Here is a 16592-nt window from a genome sequence, read left to right on the forward strand (position 1 = left end):
CGCCGGTAATCAATAGTGGGGAGGAGGCGTTTCGTCCTCCTCTTTTCGGATGTTTGACGACGACACTTCCTTCAACTGCGTGTTCAGCTGCTTCTTCGCTTCCCAGAGTTCCCGGATATCCAGTTCCTGACGGGCAAGTTGCTCGTTCAGTGTGTTGATGATGTCGTCCTGGAATGCCAGCCGGGTTTCCAGCTCGTCGAGCCGGGCCTCAAGATCTTTCTCGCTCATATACTCCTGCCGCTTGGTCAGCGCTCCCCGTTATCTGGTATCATGCCGCTTTTGCCCACCAGGGGATTGGCAAGGCTGTTTTACGCCTTGAAGTATCCTGGCGGTTTTCACCGGCCGGTGACCCGATTTTACCCGATATCCGGCTCTTTATCGTTAGCGTTTGATTAATGGAGAAACTTCAGTCCATGCAAAACCCAGCAAAAGCGATCGTTCTTGCTCTCCTGGTCGCCATTCCGTCACCCTTTATCCTCGGCTTTCTGTTGGTGACTTTCACCCCGGAGCTCTTCCAGATTCTGTCACAGTCACGCACCAGTGAACTGGCAACCAATACCACCTTCGTACTGGGCAGCGCCCAGGGCATTGCGGCTTACATCCTTGCGGTTGTTATTTTTGGCCTGGCAGGCTTCCTGACGGTGGCCCTGGCTGCCAAGAAACCATCCGCAGTCAGCCAGCAGGCTCCGCGCGCCAGCGCAGCGCCTCGCAAGCAGGCCCAGCCCGATTATGACGACGACGATGATTACGATGACACCACCCCTGAAGGTGATGAAGAAGGCACCGTCAAGTGGTTCAACGTCAAGAAAGGCTTCGGCTTTATCGTTCGCGACAGTGGTGATGAAGTGTTCGTTCACTTCCGTGCCATCCGTGGCCGCGGCCGTCGCGTACTGCGGCAGGGCCAACTGGTCCGTTTCAGCGTTGTGGAAGCGGATAAAGGTCTCCAGGCAGACAATGTGTCCATCCTGAGCGAGTGACCTGAGAACCTCTGCGTTAACTGAAAGGGGCAGCCAATGGCTGCCCCTTTCAGTTTCTTCCGGCAGCGGTCTCAGTTCCAGACTGCCAACTGCTCTCCTCTCTGATCAAGCCGCCACCATCTCTCGTCTTCAACCGGCTCCCCTTCTTTCCAGTCGCCCGGGCTGCAACGAATTTCCGTATCCAGGGCCCGCCATGCACTGCGGGCACAGCCCAGGTCCGAGTTCCAGGGCAGATCTTCTGCTTCCAGGATCAGGGAGGTATACCGCTTGCCGCCGGCACCGGGGTATAAACTGATCCGCACCCGATGCCCGTGGTACCAGGCCGTGCCTTTCACCGCCTTGTCGCCCAGCGGATCGTCCGCCAGATCAATCTCGTCGAGATGGTTGGCCAGCCAGTCCGATACCGCTGCCGACTCAAGGTCACGAATATAGATTTCGAGATCCCTCACCCTCTGTTTCTCCTGCCGGTTGGTCACAATGGACAACATAGTGAACCGGGCCGGGACGCGCTGCAACCCAGCGCTCCAGTTCGTGGCGAAGGTCTTCCACTTTCAGGGTTCGAAGCGTCCCCTCCGCCTTGCGTTCATGCCATGCCACTTCCGCCGCTGCCCGTTCGATCGCGACACTCTCAAGGGAACGTTCCAGGCCTTCCAGCGGCTGCTGACGCGCCATGGCCACCAGGGCCTGGCGCCTGAGTGTGTCCGTGGTTCCCGCCAGCGCCAGACTTTCCAGAGACCCGCGCCCGGCAAACAGATTCAGCCTTGCCGCCGCTCTCTCCACCCACTGCAGCATGCCGCCGGGAGAGCTCACCAACCGGCTTCTGCTCGACGCCGCATAGCGGATGAGTGCCGGGGACAGCTCGATATTCCAGTGTCGCTCAATGGCTGGCTGGTGAGCGGTCAGAATCGCTGACCTCTGGCCAGGACTGGTATCCGGCATGTCGAAAATATCAAAGTCCCGCCCCAGGTAACGCTCCAGTTGCTCAATGGCCTCACCCGTCCCCGGCGAGTCTGGCCCCAGCAGGAGAACCGGGCCCGGATAGCTGGTTACCAGCGTACTCGCCAGACTGTGGGCGGACGTGACCATGGCGGCCAGATCAGTCGGGGAGATATTATCGAGAATCAGGGCCGGGCATGCTCTGCGTTCAGTGCCATTGGCCGGCATCGCCGGGATGTCCCTGGCCATCACTTCCGCTTCATTGCGCAGGTCAAGCCTCACGAATCCGGATTCCAGGAACGGCAGCAGTGCCTGCAGCCAACTGGTCTTGCCGCTCCCCCGGGCACCACGGACCCATACCAGTGCTCCGGGCACCGAGGCCAGGGTAATGGCCACGTCTTCCGCCAGCGTCAGCCACTCAAGATCGGTGATCACGACGGGGGCCTCACCGGCGCCATCCGCATCAGCTACATGGCGCGGGCTTTCATCGGTCGCAGGCCAGCGGCTCACCAGTTCCAGCACGGCAACATAGGCTTTTCCCTGCAATCGCTCCGCATTGCCCGTCAGTACCGATAACAGATGCGGCCAGTCCAGCCAGGGAGCATCACTCAGTTCACGGGCGCAGGAGAACCAGTACATGAGCTGCGAGGACAGCAACCCTTCGCCGCCCACTTCTGTCACGATGGGTTGTTCACATTGGATGGTGCGGGTCAGTTCATCGAGGTCGACGCCACAACCCCGGAGGAAATCACAGATGGCAGGCTCGCCATCCAGCAGCGCCAACAGAAAATCTTCTGTCGTGATTGCATAGCCACCGCGCTGGGCAACGTTGTCACGGGCCCGTTGCAGTGCGGTCTGACAGAGCGGGCTGAGGCATCCTTGCCAGTCTTCCATTCACTTCTCCTTGTGGTTCCAGTGGCATCATCCTGATGCCGTTTCAATCAATCCGGTCACACCCGGTTATAGGTATCCTCGAAGCGCACGATATCGTCTTCGCCCAGGTAACTGCCGGTCTGTACTTCGATCAGCTCAAGGGGAATCACCCCCGGATTGGTGAGCCGGTGGGTAACGCCCAGCGGGATATAGGTAGACTGGTCCTCGGTCAGCAGCAGAACATCGTCACCACGATTGACCGTTGCCGTTCCCTTTACCACCACCCAGTGCTCGGCACGGTGATGGTGCTTTTGCAGTGACAGGGACGCACCCGGCTTGACCGTAATACGCTTGACCTGGAAGCGCTCGCCCATGGCAATACCCTCGTAGGTGCCCCAGGGCCGATGTACCTTCTTGTGGAAGCGGTGTTCATGGCGGCCCTGGGCCTTGACCTGGGCAACCAGTTTCTTCACATCCTGTACCCGGTTCCGGTCGGCCACCAGTACCACATCATCGGTTTCAACAATAACGTGATCGGTAATGCCCAGTGCGGCAATAAGACGGCCTTCAGAGTGTATGTAGGAGCCGGACACGTCTTCGGTGATAACGTCTCCCCGGCAGACATTATTGTTCTCGTCGTGGGGCTGGATGTCCCAGAGTGCCGACCAGGAACCTACATCTGACCAGCCGGCGTCCAGTGGCACCACCACGGCGTCACGGGTCTTTTCCATGACGGCGTAATCAATGGAATCGTCCGGGCAGGCCTTGAAAGCTTCAGCGCCCACACGGGTGAAATCCATATCGGAATTGCGTTCTTTCCAGGCAGCCCGGCAGGCCTTGATCATCGCCGGTTGCTGGCTTTCCAGCTCTTCCAGGTAACGGTCAGCACGGAACAGGAACATGCCACTGTTCCAGAAATAGTCGCCCTCCTCCAGATACTGGCGGGCAGTTTCCTCATCCGGCTTTTCCACGAAGGCGGCCACATCGTTGTAGCCCTCATGGGCCGGCCCAGCCTTGATATAGCCATAACCCGTGTGCGGCGCATCGGGGACGATACCGAACGTCACCAGCTTTCCTGCCCGTGCGGCCTCCGCGCCCTGGCTGACGGCCTGGCGGAAGACGTCCTGGTTCTTGAGAACATGATCCGAGGGCATGACCAGCAGTAACTCTTCGGGATTCTCCTCAGCCGCTGCGAGGGCCGCCAGTGCGATTGCCGGTGCAGTGTTGCGACCCACAGGCTCCAGAATGATCCCGGCGCTGCGCTCCGGGGCCTGGGCCTGAAGGTGGGCGGCCACGACAAACCGGTGCTCCTCGTTGGTGATGGCCATTACCCTGGCCTTGTCACCCAGGGCCAGACCACGGTCGATGGTTTCCGCCAACAAGGTCTCCTCAGACACCACCGGCAGAAACTGCTTGGGATAGGCTTCACGGGAAAGCGGCCACAACCGGGTGCCGGAACCACCAGAAAGAATCACTGCAAGCATGGGTCGTCCTTGTCTTGAATTTTCGCGAATTTTACCCCAAAGGCCGCCGGGTTGTCCTGCCGCCGGTAATTAAACCGGTTTCATTTCGTGTTCAGAGCCTGATGCACAAAGATCACCAGGTTCCCGTATTCTCCATGCTTGCCCAGGGCTCTTTCGGTGGCAGGGATTCACCTTTCTGAAGCAGTTCGATGGAGATACCATCCGGCGTGCGGATAAAGGCCATGTGGCCATCCCGAGGCGGCCGGTTGATGGTAACCCCGTTGGCCTGCAAATGGCTGCACAACCCGTAGATATCGTCCACCCTGTACGCCAGATGCCCGAAATTGCGGCCGCCGGTGTATTCTTCCGGGTCCCAGTTGTAGGTGAGTTCAATCATCGGCGCTTTGTCTTCCCTGGCCCGCGCCTCGTCATCGGTAGCGGCGAGGAACACCAGGGTGAAACGCCCCTTCTCGCTGCTCTTGCGACTGATTTCAATCATGCCGAGAAGGTCGCAGAAAAAGTGCAGGGTCTGTTCCAGGTTGCTGACCCGGATCATGGTATGAAGATACTGCATATTGTGTCTCCTGTTGGGTTATCCTGCCACCATGAGCAAACGACGTGAAACCGCAGCCCATCTTCAGTACCGCGTTCCGGCCGTGCGCCATCTGGCGTGGATGTGTCATGCCCCCCAGCTTATCAGCTCTCCCATGGGATTTGTTCCGGAAAAATACCTGCCGGATGATGCCGAAGACCGATTGAGGGCCTGGGACCAGGAACCCCTTTGTGGTCCCGCCGTACTGACGGAACAACCGGCCCGGCGCCTCGGGCACTATTTCGAGCGGCTGTACCAATGCCTGATGGAAGACCTGCTTGGCTGGGAGATTCTGCTGAAGAACCAGCCGGTCCGCAGTAACGGTATTACCCTCGGGGAACTGGATTTTGTTGTCCGTAACCCGGCAGATAATGCCATTGAGCACCATGAAATTGCTGTCAAATTCTACCTTGGTTATCGCAATACAGATCGGGAGAAAGCCCTGTGGTACGGGCCCAACTCAAGGGATCGCCTGGACATCAAAACCCGGAGGCTGATCAACCATCAGAGCCAGCTCACGAAAAAACCGGAGGCCCGCAGCCTGCTGGACGCATCGGGTATCGAGACACCCGCCAGGCCACGGATATTCATGCCCGGCTACCTGTTCTATCCACTGGGAGAAACTCTGACGCCACCTGCCGACACACCATCCGACCATCTGCGGGGCGGCTGGCTCTGCATTGACGATCTGGACGAGCTGATTGACGACACACAGCAGTGGATTCCACTGATCAAACCCCACTGGCTTGGCCCCTGGCGCCAGGGACAGGCGCCCGATCAGCAGGAGACCGAAGCGGCACTGGAAACTGTCCGAACCGCAGGCATTCCCCGCCTGTTTGCCGTGCTCGAGCCATCTCCGGCGGATGGTCACTGGCAGGAAGTTTCGCGCCTGTTCGTGGTGCCCCGCGGCTGGCCGGAGGCCAATGGCCGTTAAAAGGCTTCCAGCTCTACGCGATTCCGGCCAAGCTCCTTGCTGCGATAAAGCGCGCGATCGGCACGGTTAATCGCGGAATTGAGATCATCGTTGCTCCGGAACTCACTGACACCTGCGCTGATGGTAAGGTCGATCCGCTCACCGTTGGGCGCCCGCCAGTCATGGGCCAGAAGTGCCTCCCGAACCCGCTCTGCACTGGCCTGGGCACTTTTCAGGCCAGTGTCCGGGAGCACCGCTAGAAACTCTTCTCCGCCCCATCGGGCAATCAGGTCCTGAGTTCGCAACTGTGCCTTGATGATTCCGGCAACATCCCCAAGTACCCGATCGCCGGCCTCATGACCATACTTGTCATTGATCGACTTGAAATGGTCAATGTCGAGCACGAGAAAAGCCACCGGGTGACCGCTCCGTTGATAACGCGCCAGCTCTTTTTCAACAAGGTAGGTCATGTGGCGGCGGTTGAAGAGGCCCGTCAGTGAGTCCGTTGTCGCCATTCGCCGCAGTTTCCGGTTCGCCATGGTGACCATCGTCAGGTAAAAGAACGACAGGTAACTGAACATGGCGAATACCACACTCAGGTTGAAAAGATAGACACCGAGCAGAGCGCCCGGAGCGATCGGCTGAAGCGGCTCGATAAACCACATCAGAAGATACAGGGCGACGTAATAGCTCCACAAGGCCGCGAGTGCCGCGATGGCTCTTTGCAGCTGCATGCTTACAAACAGGGCTGGAATAAACATCAGCAGGTAATAGTGAAAACCACTTTCCCAGCCAATCAGCATCACACCAAGCCCGGCGTGAATGATGACCTCCGACCAGATCAGGGTTATGGCCAGAACATTCTGTTTTTTGCCCAGTGCCCTGTACGCCACCACGTACATGGTAACGCTGACCACATTGACCCAGGCCAGGATGGGTGAACCCAGCAAATGGAAAAGAAAGAAAAAAGCCACATCAACGGTGGCCGCGATCTGACAACAGCGCTTCGCAACCTGCCAGAATTGCGGGCGACGTTCCCGGATTGACTCTCCGGCAAACATGGACCTGGCCTGACTCATAAAAATGACAACTTGGCGGAATAATTGACACCAGATTACGCCGAAAATCACAAACCTGCTTACCGCAATCGTAAAAAACTGAAAATCTTTGCAAACGTCGGGGAGCAGCCGTTAGCCACCCTGGTTGTAATAGGCTCGCCCGCTGCTATTCTTTGGATATAACGATTGACCTTCTCTTGATTACAGTGCTGCCTCGCCCTGCCTGAATGCATTGCCTGGCCAGCATTGGCCTGTCTGGAACAGACGATGTATCAGCATGGACAGCTCTATCGCAAGCCATTAGTGATCCGGGCGCGCAACCTGCTTCTGGGCATGTTGCTTCCCTGTGCCCTTCCCCCGGGCCTGCAGGCCGAAGAGCCGCGCCAGAAAATCCGGCTTACCAATGGCCACTGGCCCCCATACATGGAAAACACCCCTCCCCGGTATGGGGTCATCTCGCACATTGTGTCGCTGGCTTTTGCCAGGAACGACAGACCGGTCACCTACGGCTTCTTCCCGTGGTCACGAGCCATACTGCTGGCTGAAAAAGGCCTTTGGGACGGTTCAGTCGCCTGGACCTGCCGCTCGGCATTACTCAAACACTTCCACTTCAGCGATCCCATCGTGGCCCACAACTACGTGCTGTTCCATCGCAAAGACAAAGACTTCGACTGGGAGCAAGTGGAAGACCTGGAAAGCAATCGCATTGGCCTGACACAGGACTACAACTACGGCGACGAATTCGAGGAAGCCGTTGCGGCAGGTAGAGTCAGCACAGAAACAACGTCCTCAGACGAATCCAACTTCCGCAAACTGGCAGCGGGACGAATCGATCTCTTCCCCATGGAACCGGCCGTCGGAATCGAAATGCTGAAGGCGCTGAAACTGAACGACAAAATCACCTTCCACACCACGCCACTGCAATCGGATTATCTGTACCTGGTCCTGTCCCGGCGGGTACCGGATAGTGAGCGTTATCTGGAGGAATTCAACGAGGGTTTGGAGGAGCTGCGGGAAACCGGCCGGCTTGAGGAGTTGATTGCTACCTCGTTACCGGAGTTGCCGATGCGGTATCTGGAGGTGGAGGATGGGGGTGAAGATGCGCTTTGTGAGTAACCACACCGCCTGGTTTGAAGGGGCGTGATCCTTGGTTTAAAAAGGCCGAACTCGCCATACTGGCTCGGCCCTCAACTTAAGAGGGCAAATCAAGTCCTCTTACACTGAAATACCGATAGCCATGAAACAGGCTTGTTTGTTGGTGTGAGCGAAAATCCATCTTTTCTGGTACGGAATCGTGCATACCATGACTAAACAGAAGCATGACAGCGTTTGGCACGTCGTTCGGTAGATTTTTCCCAGCTATCCAGTCCTTCCAGCGATACGCCATCAGGCATTCGTTCTGCAGCACCAATCGAGCGTGCCTTGAAACAGAAGGGCTTGTTGATTCAAACCTACGGACTAAATCCGTTGCCTCTTCATCAACTTGGTTAAGCCAGCCCCAAGACTCATCCAACTCCTCTATTGCTGTATCTAGCCTATCACGCTCTCGTTTCACCGCTTCCCAGTGATCCTCATCAGAGTCGGTCAATGCAGCTACCAGGCCACTAACTCGAGTACGCAACCAACCGGGTAATTCTTCCTGGGAACCTTCAAGAACACTCTTAGCATATCGGTACTCAGCAAAACGTTGAGACTGCCAGTACAGGTACAGCAGGGTATGTGCTCTGAACGCTGTTTCCTTCGGGTCCCGATGCGCCCTCATGAATCGCTCATAATGCCGAACCAATCCAAACATCGTATATGAACCCACAACGTGATTGAACTCGAATTGCTGTGCAATTTGGCGATCTGCCTGTGCGAGATCATCCATATGAGGAATTGGAACTCCTGCCCGATAAGCGGCGTTGTACATGCGATGTAATGCTACCTTGGAAAGTTCAGAGCTCGGTTTCTGGTTGTCATCTTCAAGACCGCCACCGACGTCAGGACTGATCCCAGGGAAAAGTTCTTCACTCCAATTGGCTTTCAATGTCCCCAAAGTCCGCGAACGACGGTAGAAGCGGCGCTCATGGGCAGCCACCAAATGAAGCGCTTTTACTACTGCTGGATGCAAATCGCCCCCATCATCCAAAACGGGCGTTAATGGGTGCATCCAGTCTAGGGGCCCCATTTCCGGGTGTGTGCGATCAACACAATCAAAGAACCCCGCAAACTCAACAACAACTTCCATGCCGTTATATAAAAACTTCCCATCCGACTGGATACAGAGGTTCTCCAGCAAGTTTCGAATGAATCGCTTACCTAAAGCAGCACCAAAATCGAACCCGAATACTGAAACTCTTATCGACCGTAATGGTGCTCCCCCAGCTAACGTAACCTCTTCTACCTTATGAAGAAATGATTGTTCTGCCATGTCAAGCCGCGTAGAAGCACCAGACATCAATAAGCTGGCGGCAATAGAGGTATCGCGTATTGGTTCGAAAATTTCAGCACCAGCACGAATCGCACCATTACGAATCTCTTTAACCCAGCCTTTCCAATCGGTAAAAGAATCTTTAAAGGTTTTTGAGAACGTTTCGTACCAAGGGCGCCCACCGTTACCATTTATCGTGTCCTTGCCAGCTTCGACCCCCGCCCCTTGCGATTGACCCTCAACTCCGGCAGAAATCTCGTCAGGGGCGCGATGAACACTTCCCCCAAAGCCAGACGCGAGGGACGCATTCAATTCAGTACCTAAACCGGAAAAATAAAATCGGTCAAAATGTTGCAAATCACTAGACGCATCCGTGGCACGAAATACCCCCCACAGCTTAGCTATGTTACTTCTAGTGTCACCGTACTGTGTCCCATTTATCTCGCATCCCATTCCATCGAAAAAGAATCCCAACTTGAGCTCAGAACTACATGTTGCATCTTCGGAACCACTTAAAATTCGACTGCAAGTGTCAACCGCTTTTCCCGATAACATTGTCTCGTGCTTCCTTGCCTCTGATTACCTGAAATTTGGACTGCATCGTCTCACTCCAAAACAGTCTAACTGCATTATCTGGGTATATATGAACGTGGAGATATATTTCATCGTCAGCGCGCTCTGGGACAAGGGCTTCCTTTGCTCTATGCTCTCCTCTAAGCCCAGAGTCGTATTGATTTTGGGTAACACTAAGCTTCCACTGAACGTCAACCCTGCCTTTCTCTACCTCGGCGCAGCATATAACACCACTTCCAGTCGAATACCCATCAAAAGCCGCTGAATTCCCAATCCAAACATCGCCTACAATGGCCTCCGAAATAGGTCGTTCTGTATGATTATGTAATACAAAAGCAGTCTCTTTATCAGTAAATGTATACTTCCACACAATTGGACTAACAATTATTAGAACAAGCGCCACTTGCAGCCAAACAGGCAGTGGATCCAGAATTTTATTCATTAACCATCGGCCAATCATTTATTTCCCTGTTCTATCAAACTGTCAAGTAACTCGACTAATGGCTTCTGCATACCAACTGCGCGCTTTGTCAATTCGGAAATTTCATCAGACGACTCGGCCTTATTTCCAGTTACCATCTCTAAATACACATAAACTTTTCGATCATCGGCCGCCCTAACACCGAGCGCATCAGCTTTAGCGAGGCAATTCCTTACCATTCGCCGTTTCGCTGAACCTTTCAACCCCTCAAACACTTCGGGTGCATCCTTGGCAAGGCAACTGATGAGTACCTCTATCTCAGGGTTGCCGACTAACTCAAACCACAAATCCTCATCAACCTTTAGTGTCCACTTATCAGGTTTACCAGATTTCGTAGTTAAAGGAGACTCAAAGGCCAATTGAAATTTTCCATTTTCCGATCTCCAGTGCCATGATTCCAAGTTGGCAAAAAGTTCATCGAACCAAGAGTATTCCGCTTGGTTTTTCAGCGTCTTGATGATCTCCGGGCAGTAAAACCTAAGTAACCTCACTTCTTGTGCCGGAGAGATGCAACACATTGCCGGAGTGAATTGGCGACTAAGCTGCCCCCCCTCAGAGTACGCGGCTATCCAAGCGTGGCTCGCATCAGCCAAGGTGCTGATATCAGCCTGTTCAAGTCGATCTAAATCAACCTGAACTAACCACGGCCCCTCGCTAATCAAATGGATCTGTGAGCTATCATTCACGAGAGGCCACATCATTCCTGTCACTCGATCTAGAGCTACAGCGCGTTCAGTGGGTTTAATAAAGCCAAGTTCTGCAATCATGAAAAAGTTCAGTTTCTCATTTGTGCTATCAAACCACTCTCTTGGCACACACTCAATCATGCTTCTAATCTCCACTCACCATAAGTGATCCATGATCCAGTGCTCTTAACCAGCACTCCTTACAAATCTTTGGCAAAGCTTGAGATTCCGGGCCAGCATTGCGTCTGATCGAAGTCTCCGCTAGTTCAGGAGCTCTCACGCTTTTACCACCATTAGCTGCGAGGACCTCGGGCTTTTGTGGGAGCCGAGATTGTTGGCCACATCCACTCCCCGGCGAACCACCGGAATTGATCTTGATCCCCGGCCCCGCCAGCGTCACACCACTGGGGTCCAGCTTCAGCAGACTGCCGCCGGCGGAGATGGTGAGTTCCGCACCGGCGTCCAGTACCACTTTGGCGCCTGCCTTGTGGTGAACTTCGGTGCCGGCTTCGCTGAGGGTGCCCTGGGCGGACTTCTGGTGGAAGGTGCCGCCAATGTCCTGGCTGCAATCACCGCCTAAACTCTCTCGCTTTTCGCCATCCACGGTGCAGTGATCGTTGCCCTTGATGTGGGCCTTGCGGTGGTTGTCCACGGTGAGGTGGCTGTCATTCTTGATGACTTCGGTACGGTTGTTTTCGGTCAGCAGGTCCAGGTCTTTCTGGGCGTGGAGATAGATCTGTTCCTTGTCTGCTTCGTCTTCAAACCGCAGTTCGTTACTGCCCTCGCCCTTGTGGGTCTGGGTTTTTAATGTCGTCCGGGTCTTGTGCTCCGGCAGCGCATAGGGCGGTGTGTTGGTGGCGTGGTAGGTTCTGCCGGTAATAATGGGTTGGTCCGGGTCGCCGTCCAGGAAGGAAACGATGACTTCGTGGCCGATTCTCGGTATCGCCATGAAACCATACTGGCCACCGGCCCAGCCCTGGCTGACTCTCAGCCAGGCGCTGGAGTGTTCATCATTCTTTGAGTATCTGTCCCAGGGGAACCGAACTTTGACTCTGCCATGCTCGTCGCAGTGGATCTCTTCGCCTTCGGGGCCAGTGACCAAGGCGATCTGGGGGCCGTCCATCATCTGGCGATGTTTCACCTGGGGCCGCCAGGTGCGGTCACCGGGAATGGCGTTGAAGGCGTTGTGGTAGGTGGTGGCTCCACCGCCGCTGTCTTCTTCCAGGGCCTGGGGCTGTTCGCCGGTGTGGGTGATGCGGGTGAACAGCCAGTCCCGATTCAGTTTGGGGTTGTCGTGTTCGGTAAGTTCGACTTTAGCGCCCACGGTGAAGTCGGGGCGGTTGCTCTGGCCGTGGGCCAGGGTGGCGTCGTTTCTGAGGGCGTCCAGCCGCGCTTCGGTGAAGGGCTGGCCACTGGCGTCCTGTTTGAAGCGGCCGGGGTAATCGTAGTGTTGGTAGTCTTCCCGTTGGGCGTCCAGTTTGTCGGCCTGGCTTTCATGCATCAGGGCGTAGGCGAGGTTCTTGAAGGTGTAGTCCTTCATGGCCACGGAGGATGCTTTGACCCGTTCCCGGTAGGTGAACTGGAAGATGGCACTCTGGCGGGAGCTGCCGCCGGCCTTGCCGTTGTATTCCACCGGTTCCAGTCTTGGGGCGTCGCCGTGGTGGTCGGCGATGATCAGGGCCGGTTGTTCTGTGCCTTCCACATCCCCGTGGTTGTAACGGTAGTGCCAGCCTTCTTCGGCCGAGAGCCTCTCCATAAAGGCCAGGTCGCTTTCCCGGTGCTGGACGCAGTATTCCCGTTCTTCGGGGGTGCGCTTGAGATCAAAGACCGTATCAATAATGCCCCGCTCTTCCAGCAGGGTGCGCACGATCGCGTCGGTGGTTTGGGTCTGGAAGATGCGGCTGTTGTGCACCAGGTCCAGGCGCCACAATGGAGGCTGGACGATGACTTCGTAACAGGTGCGGCGGTGGCCGCTGTCGCCCCGGGCGAATTCGTTGACCACGCCGTGGAAGCGCCGCAGGGGCATGCCGTCCTGCCAGACCACCAGTTCCACGGGCTGTTCCAGCACGTCTTCGGCGGCAATATCCGGGGCGGTACTGGCCAGTTCCAGCTTGCAGCGGAATAGTTGCGAGAGGTGTTCGGTCAGTTCGAAACGGACGACCGCGAACAGGTCTTTGGGAAGTTGGCCAAGGGTGGCCGTGAACTGCAGTCCGGTTGCCTGGGGCATGTCTTCGATCCTTGAAGATTAAAAGTTTGTCTGCTCATCCTGAGCTTGCGCGATTATAACGATCACGCCGAAGAATGTAACCCCATTCAATGGGGTCAGACCCCAGTGCATTTGATGCGGTTAAATGTATTGGGGTCTGACCCCAACACCGGGAAGTTGACCTTATAACGATTCTGCGGCACCCTAATCTGGTTTCATTATGCAACCGGAGATTATTTGTGAGCAACTATACCAATCGAGCGGTCATTCTTAACCAGCGCCCCCAGGGCGAAATCAAGGAAGGAGACCTGGTGCTGGAAGAGCGCCCGGTCCGTGACCTGAAAGACGGTGAAGTTCTGGCCAAGGTGTTGTGGCTGTCCCTGGACCCCTACATGCGTCCGCGCATGAACGACGCCAAGGGCTATATGGACCCGATCGGCATTGGTGAGGTGATTGTTGGCGAGAGTGTCGCGCGGATTGTTGAATCCCGGTCAGACGACCTGAAGGTAGGCGACCTGGTGACCTGCTACTCCGGTTGGCAGGAATACGTGGTGTTCCCGGGCAACGCCGAAATGGTCTACAAGATCGACCAGAAGGACAACGTGCCCCTGCAGGCTTACCTGGGCGTAGCCGGCATGCCCGGGCGCACCGGTTATTGCGGCCTGATGTACGTGGGCAAGCCAAAAGCCGGTGAAACGGTTGTGGTTTCGGCAGCCTCCGGCCCTGTCGGCACAGTGGTCGGCCAGACCGCGAAGAAAGAAGGCTGTCGCGCCGTGGGTGTGGCCGGCGGCCCGGAGAAGTGCCGTTACGTGGTGGAAGAACTGGGCTTTGATGCCTGCGTGGATTACAAGGCCGGCAACCTCGAGGCGGACCTGAAAGCCGCCTGCCCTGATGGTATCGATATCTACTTCGAGAACGTCGGCGGCGCCGTGACCCGTGCAGTGGCTCCGCTGCTGAATCCGGGCGCGCGAGTGCCTATCTGCGGCTTTGTATCGGCTTACAACGCCGAGGATATGAATTCGGTGGAAACCCCGTTCCACGTGCTCAAGGCGCTGGACCCGGTTCCGGAGCACCGCTTCTTCCTGGTGACGGAATGGCAGGACAAGCACCAGGAAATCACCAATATCCTGGCGGACCGGGTTGCCTCCGGCGAACTGAAATACCGCGAAACCGTCGCAGAAGGCCTGGAAAACGCAACGGAAGCCTTCAAGGGCATGCTCAAAGGCAAGAACTTCGGCAAGCAGCTGGTGCACATCGCTGACTGACCAGGCAAACCTCCAGGGACGGAGGTTTATCCGATTGCCTTAACCCGCCACCTGCAACAGCACCTTCCCGGTATTGCGGTTGTCCGCCACGTAGGCCATGGCTTCACCGGCCTTTTCAATGGGCCAGGAACTGTCGATCACCGGATCAATCTGGCGGGCGGCGAGCAGTGGCCATACATGCTGATATAGGGCGCTCATCACTTCGCCCTTGTCGGCAACCGGTCGTGAGCGCAGGGTAGAACCGATCAGGCGGTGGCGCTTCATCAACATCAGCCCAAGATCCACTTCCGCCATGCGGCCGCCCATCAGACCAATCAGGATAATCCGGCCGTCCACATTCAGAACTTTCTGGTCCTCAGCAATGTAGTTGCCGCCTACCGGGTCCAGAACCATGTCCACGCCGCCCCAGGATTTGATGGCGTCAACGAAGGAGCCATCCTTACGGTTCCACACGCCACTGGCGCCCAGCTTCCTGCAGGTTTCCAGTTTCTGTTTGTCACCGGCGGTGGCGAATACCGGATTGCCAAGGGCCGTGGCCAGCTGGATAACGGCCGTTCCCAGACCGCTGGCCGCAGCATGCACCAGTACCTTTTCGCCGGGCTTGAGAGCCGCCTCGTGGTACAGGTTCAGCCAGGCGGTGGCGAACACCTCCGGAATCGCTGCTGCTTCCTCCAGGGTGTACCCCTTTGGAATGGGCAAGACCTGAACGGCTGGCACCACCACATGGGTGGCGTAACCGCCACCGGTGAGCAGGGCACAGACTTCATCGCCAGGTTTGAGATGAGTGACCCCCTCCCCCACGCTTGAAATGGTTCCACTGACTTCCAGGCCGAGAATCTCCGAAGCCCCGGGCGGCGGCGGATACACCCCGGCTCTCTGCATCAGGTCCGCACGGTTGATGGCGGTCCACGCAATATCAATAGCCACATGATTTTCTGCCACCTCGGAAGGGATGTCACAGGCCTCCCAGCTCAATGTGTCGCCACTGACCTTTATGGCTCTCATCATCTGTGGTTACTCCATAGTGTGCGTCAGGCTCAGCATACCGTCTGCCGGTGCAGGGTTGCACTGATCACTTTGTAATATTTCTTTTGCAGTTCGCTCAACCGCCAGGCGGTGGGCTCACAGGGCTCGGGCGGATCAGTCAGCAGCCAGCCAAGACACTGTACCGCCGCGTCTGCCTCCGCTGCGGGATCGCTCTCATGGCTGGCATACAGCTGGGCCGCTGGCACATATTCAGGGTAAGCCAGGCGATCCGGCGCCAGGGCAATACAGCCTGACCCCATGGCCTCAAGAACAGACAACCCCTGGAAATCATGAAGTGCGGTTGAGATAACCACGTCCGCCTCGGCAAGCAACCGGTCATAGTCCGCCCGGCTCTCCAGGTATCCCCAGTTCACAATCCGGTCGGAATGCGCTTCCCGGATGCGGGCGAACGCCCCCGGCTGATTGCGGAACTGTTCCCCCACCACACTTAACCGGAAATCCTGCCCCGATTCTGCCAGAGCCTCCAGCAGGAGCAACAGCCGGTCCGGTGCCTTGTCGTATTCCCAGCGATGATTCCAGAGCAGATGCGGGCATCGGGCGTTGAGTGTGCTGTGCCGCTGCACAAACAGCCTGTCCTCGATGGGCACCGGTATGACGTGGGATTTTTCCCGGATGCTGCTGATCAGTCCATCGGGCAGGCCGTCCGGCATCTTTTCCAGAAAACGATAGGCGCCTTCCAGAAAGCTGTCGCGGTTCCAGGCACTGTTGAACAACACACGATCAGCCGCTACCGCACTGTAGAGGTTCACTATTTTGGGCTCAGCGCTGGAGTGCTGCCGGCCGGAGTCCGGATAGGCGAACTGGTTCTCGTGCATGTAGAGAATGGTGGGCGTTCGTGCCAGGTGGGGATGAAACCCTTTCAGGGACGCCAGATCTACCATGGAAGTGACGATCAGCAGATCGTAGGGCGCCTTTAACGCGGGTTCCTGCAGCCAGGTCAGCGCATTGCCGCGAATCCGCCAGCGGAAGAACCTTGGCGGTAATGCCAGCACCACCCAGTGGAATTCGGGCTGGCTGGCCACCAGCTGTTCCCGCCAGCGTTTGTGACTGCCGGCGTCGTAGGCGGATAAAAGCAGAATGCGGGGCTGATGGCTCGATGGCATCGGCGC

At 56.6% G+C, this 16592-nt stretch carries 16 protein-coding genes; 4 read left to right on the top strand and 12 right to left on the bottom strand.

The genetic code is table 11. The features are described 5' to 3' along the window. Positions 1-9: 9 nt before the first annotated feature. Positions 10-228 (bottom strand): SlyX family protein, encoded by a 219-nt coding sequence (locus tag HLUCCO03_RS12930; RefSeq protein WP_027831454.1) that lies wholly within the window; start codon positions 226-228, stop codon positions 10-12. A gap of 185 nt (positions 229-413) precedes the next feature. On the opposite strand from HLUCCO03_RS12930, the gene HLUCCO03_RS12935 reads away from it, so the two are divergent. Next, positions 414-977 carry a cold-shock protein gene (locus HLUCCO03_RS12935; RefSeq protein WP_027831453.1) on the top strand — a complete coding sequence of 188 codons (564 nt, stop codon included), beginning with the start codon at positions 414-416 and terminating at the stop codon, positions 975-977. A gap of 71 nt (positions 978-1048) precedes the next feature. On the opposite strand, the gene HLUCCO03_RS12940 is transcribed toward HLUCCO03_RS12935, so the two are convergent. The 4 genes from HLUCCO03_RS12940 to HLUCCO03_RS12955 form a co-directional block, all read right to left on the bottom strand. After that, the gene (locus HLUCCO03_RS12940) at positions 1049-1426 is read right to left on the bottom strand and encodes a hypothetical protein (RefSeq protein ID WP_027831452.1); all 378 of its coding nucleotides are present in this window, start codon (positions 1424-1426) and stop codon (positions 1049-1051) included. Next, the gene (locus HLUCCO03_RS12945) at positions 1398-2807 is read right to left on the bottom strand and encodes a Clp protease N-terminal domain-containing protein (protein ID WP_027831451.1); all 1410 of its coding nucleotides are present in this window, start codon (positions 2805-2807) and stop codon (positions 1398-1400) included. The genes HLUCCO03_RS12940 and HLUCCO03_RS12945 overlap by 29 nt, the downstream gene beginning before the upstream one ends. Before the next feature lie 56 nt (positions 2808-2863). Then, a complete protein-coding gene (locus HLUCCO03_RS12950; protein ID WP_027831450.1) occupies positions 2864-4270 on the bottom strand; it encodes a mannose-1-phosphate guanylyltransferase/mannose-6-phosphate isomerase in 1407 nt (468 codons plus the stop codon). A 112-nt stretch (positions 4271-4382) separates the two neighbouring features. Then, positions 4383-4823 (bottom strand): VOC family protein, encoded by a 441-nt coding sequence (locus tag HLUCCO03_RS12955; protein WP_027831449.1) that lies wholly within the window; start codon positions 4821-4823, stop codon positions 4383-4385. A 31-nt stretch (positions 4824-4854) separates the two neighbouring features. On the opposite strand from HLUCCO03_RS12955, the gene HLUCCO03_RS12960 reads away from it, so the two are divergent. Continuing rightward, positions 4855-5775: a DUF1853 family protein gene (locus tag HLUCCO03_RS12960; protein ID WP_027831448.1), complete on the top strand. Its 921-nt coding sequence runs from the start codon at positions 4855-4857 to the stop codon at positions 5773-5775. On the opposite strand, the gene HLUCCO03_RS12965 is transcribed toward HLUCCO03_RS12960, so the two are convergent. Continuing rightward, a complete protein-coding gene (locus HLUCCO03_RS12965; RefSeq protein ID WP_027831447.1) occupies positions 5772-6833 on the bottom strand; it encodes a GGDEF domain-containing protein in 1062 nt (353 codons plus the stop codon). The genes HLUCCO03_RS12960 and HLUCCO03_RS12965 overlap by 4 nt on opposite strands. Positions 6834-7079: 246 nt before the next feature. Here HLUCCO03_RS12965 and HLUCCO03_RS12970 point away from each other — a divergent pair, with 246 nt between their 5' ends. Then, entirely contained in the window at positions 7080-7928 is an 849-nt protein-coding gene (locus HLUCCO03_RS12970; RefSeq protein ID WP_051603805.1) for an ABC transporter substrate-binding protein, read from the top strand. A 76-nt stretch (positions 7929-8004) separates the two neighbouring features. Here the strand turns inward: HLUCCO03_RS12970 and HLUCCO03_RS12975 are convergent, their stop codons facing one another. The 4 genes from HLUCCO03_RS12975 to HLUCCO03_RS12990 are packed head-to-tail and all read right to left on the bottom strand — an operon-like array spanning position 8005 to position 13192. Continuing rightward, on the bottom strand, positions 8005-9780 hold the full coding sequence (locus HLUCCO03_RS12975) for a DUF2235 domain-containing protein (RefSeq protein WP_027831446.1): 1776 nt from the start codon (positions 9778-9780) through the stop codon (positions 8005-8007). After that, complete coding sequence (locus tag HLUCCO03_RS12980) at positions 9758-10240, bottom strand: hypothetical protein (RefSeq protein WP_197025649.1); 483 nt, start codon at positions 10238-10240, stop codon at positions 9758-9760. Before HLUCCO03_RS12980 ends, HLUCCO03_RS12975 begins: the two co-directional genes overlap by 23 nt. Positions 10241-10254: 14 nt before the next feature. Further along, entirely contained in the window at positions 10255-11106 is an 852-nt protein-coding gene (locus HLUCCO03_RS12985; protein ID WP_027831444.1) for a DUF4123 domain-containing protein, read from the bottom strand. Positions 11107-11110: 4 nt separating this feature from the next. Next, positions 11111-13192, bottom strand: a complete 2082-nt coding sequence (locus tag HLUCCO03_RS12990; protein ID WP_051603804.1) for a type VI secretion system tip protein VgrG — start codon at positions 13190-13192, stop codon at positions 11111-11113. A 218-nt stretch (positions 13193-13410) separates the two neighbouring features. Here HLUCCO03_RS12990 and HLUCCO03_RS12995 point away from each other — a divergent pair, with 218 nt between their 5' ends. Beyond that, positions 13411-14436, top strand: a complete 1026-nt coding sequence (locus HLUCCO03_RS12995; RefSeq protein WP_027831443.1) for an NADP-dependent oxidoreductase — start codon at positions 13411-13413, stop codon at positions 14434-14436. 39 nt (positions 14437-14475) lie between these two features. Here HLUCCO03_RS12995 and HLUCCO03_RS13000 read toward each other — a convergent pair whose 3' ends face one another. Then, entirely contained in the window at positions 14476-15444 is a 969-nt protein-coding gene (locus tag HLUCCO03_RS13000) for an NAD(P)H-quinone oxidoreductase (protein WP_081813511.1), read from the bottom strand. A 29-nt stretch (positions 15445-15473) separates the two neighbouring features. After that, positions 15474-16586 carry a DUF3524 domain-containing protein gene (locus tag HLUCCO03_RS13005; RefSeq protein WP_027831441.1) on the bottom strand — a complete coding sequence of 371 codons (1113 nt, stop codon included), beginning with the start codon at positions 16584-16586 and terminating at the stop codon, positions 15474-15476. Positions 16587-16592: the final 6 nt, after the last annotated feature.

This window comes from Marinobacter sp. HL-58 (assembly GCF_001314605.1).
Taxonomy (GTDB): Bacteria; Pseudomonadota; Gammaproteobacteria; order Pseudomonadales; family Oleiphilaceae; genus Marinobacter.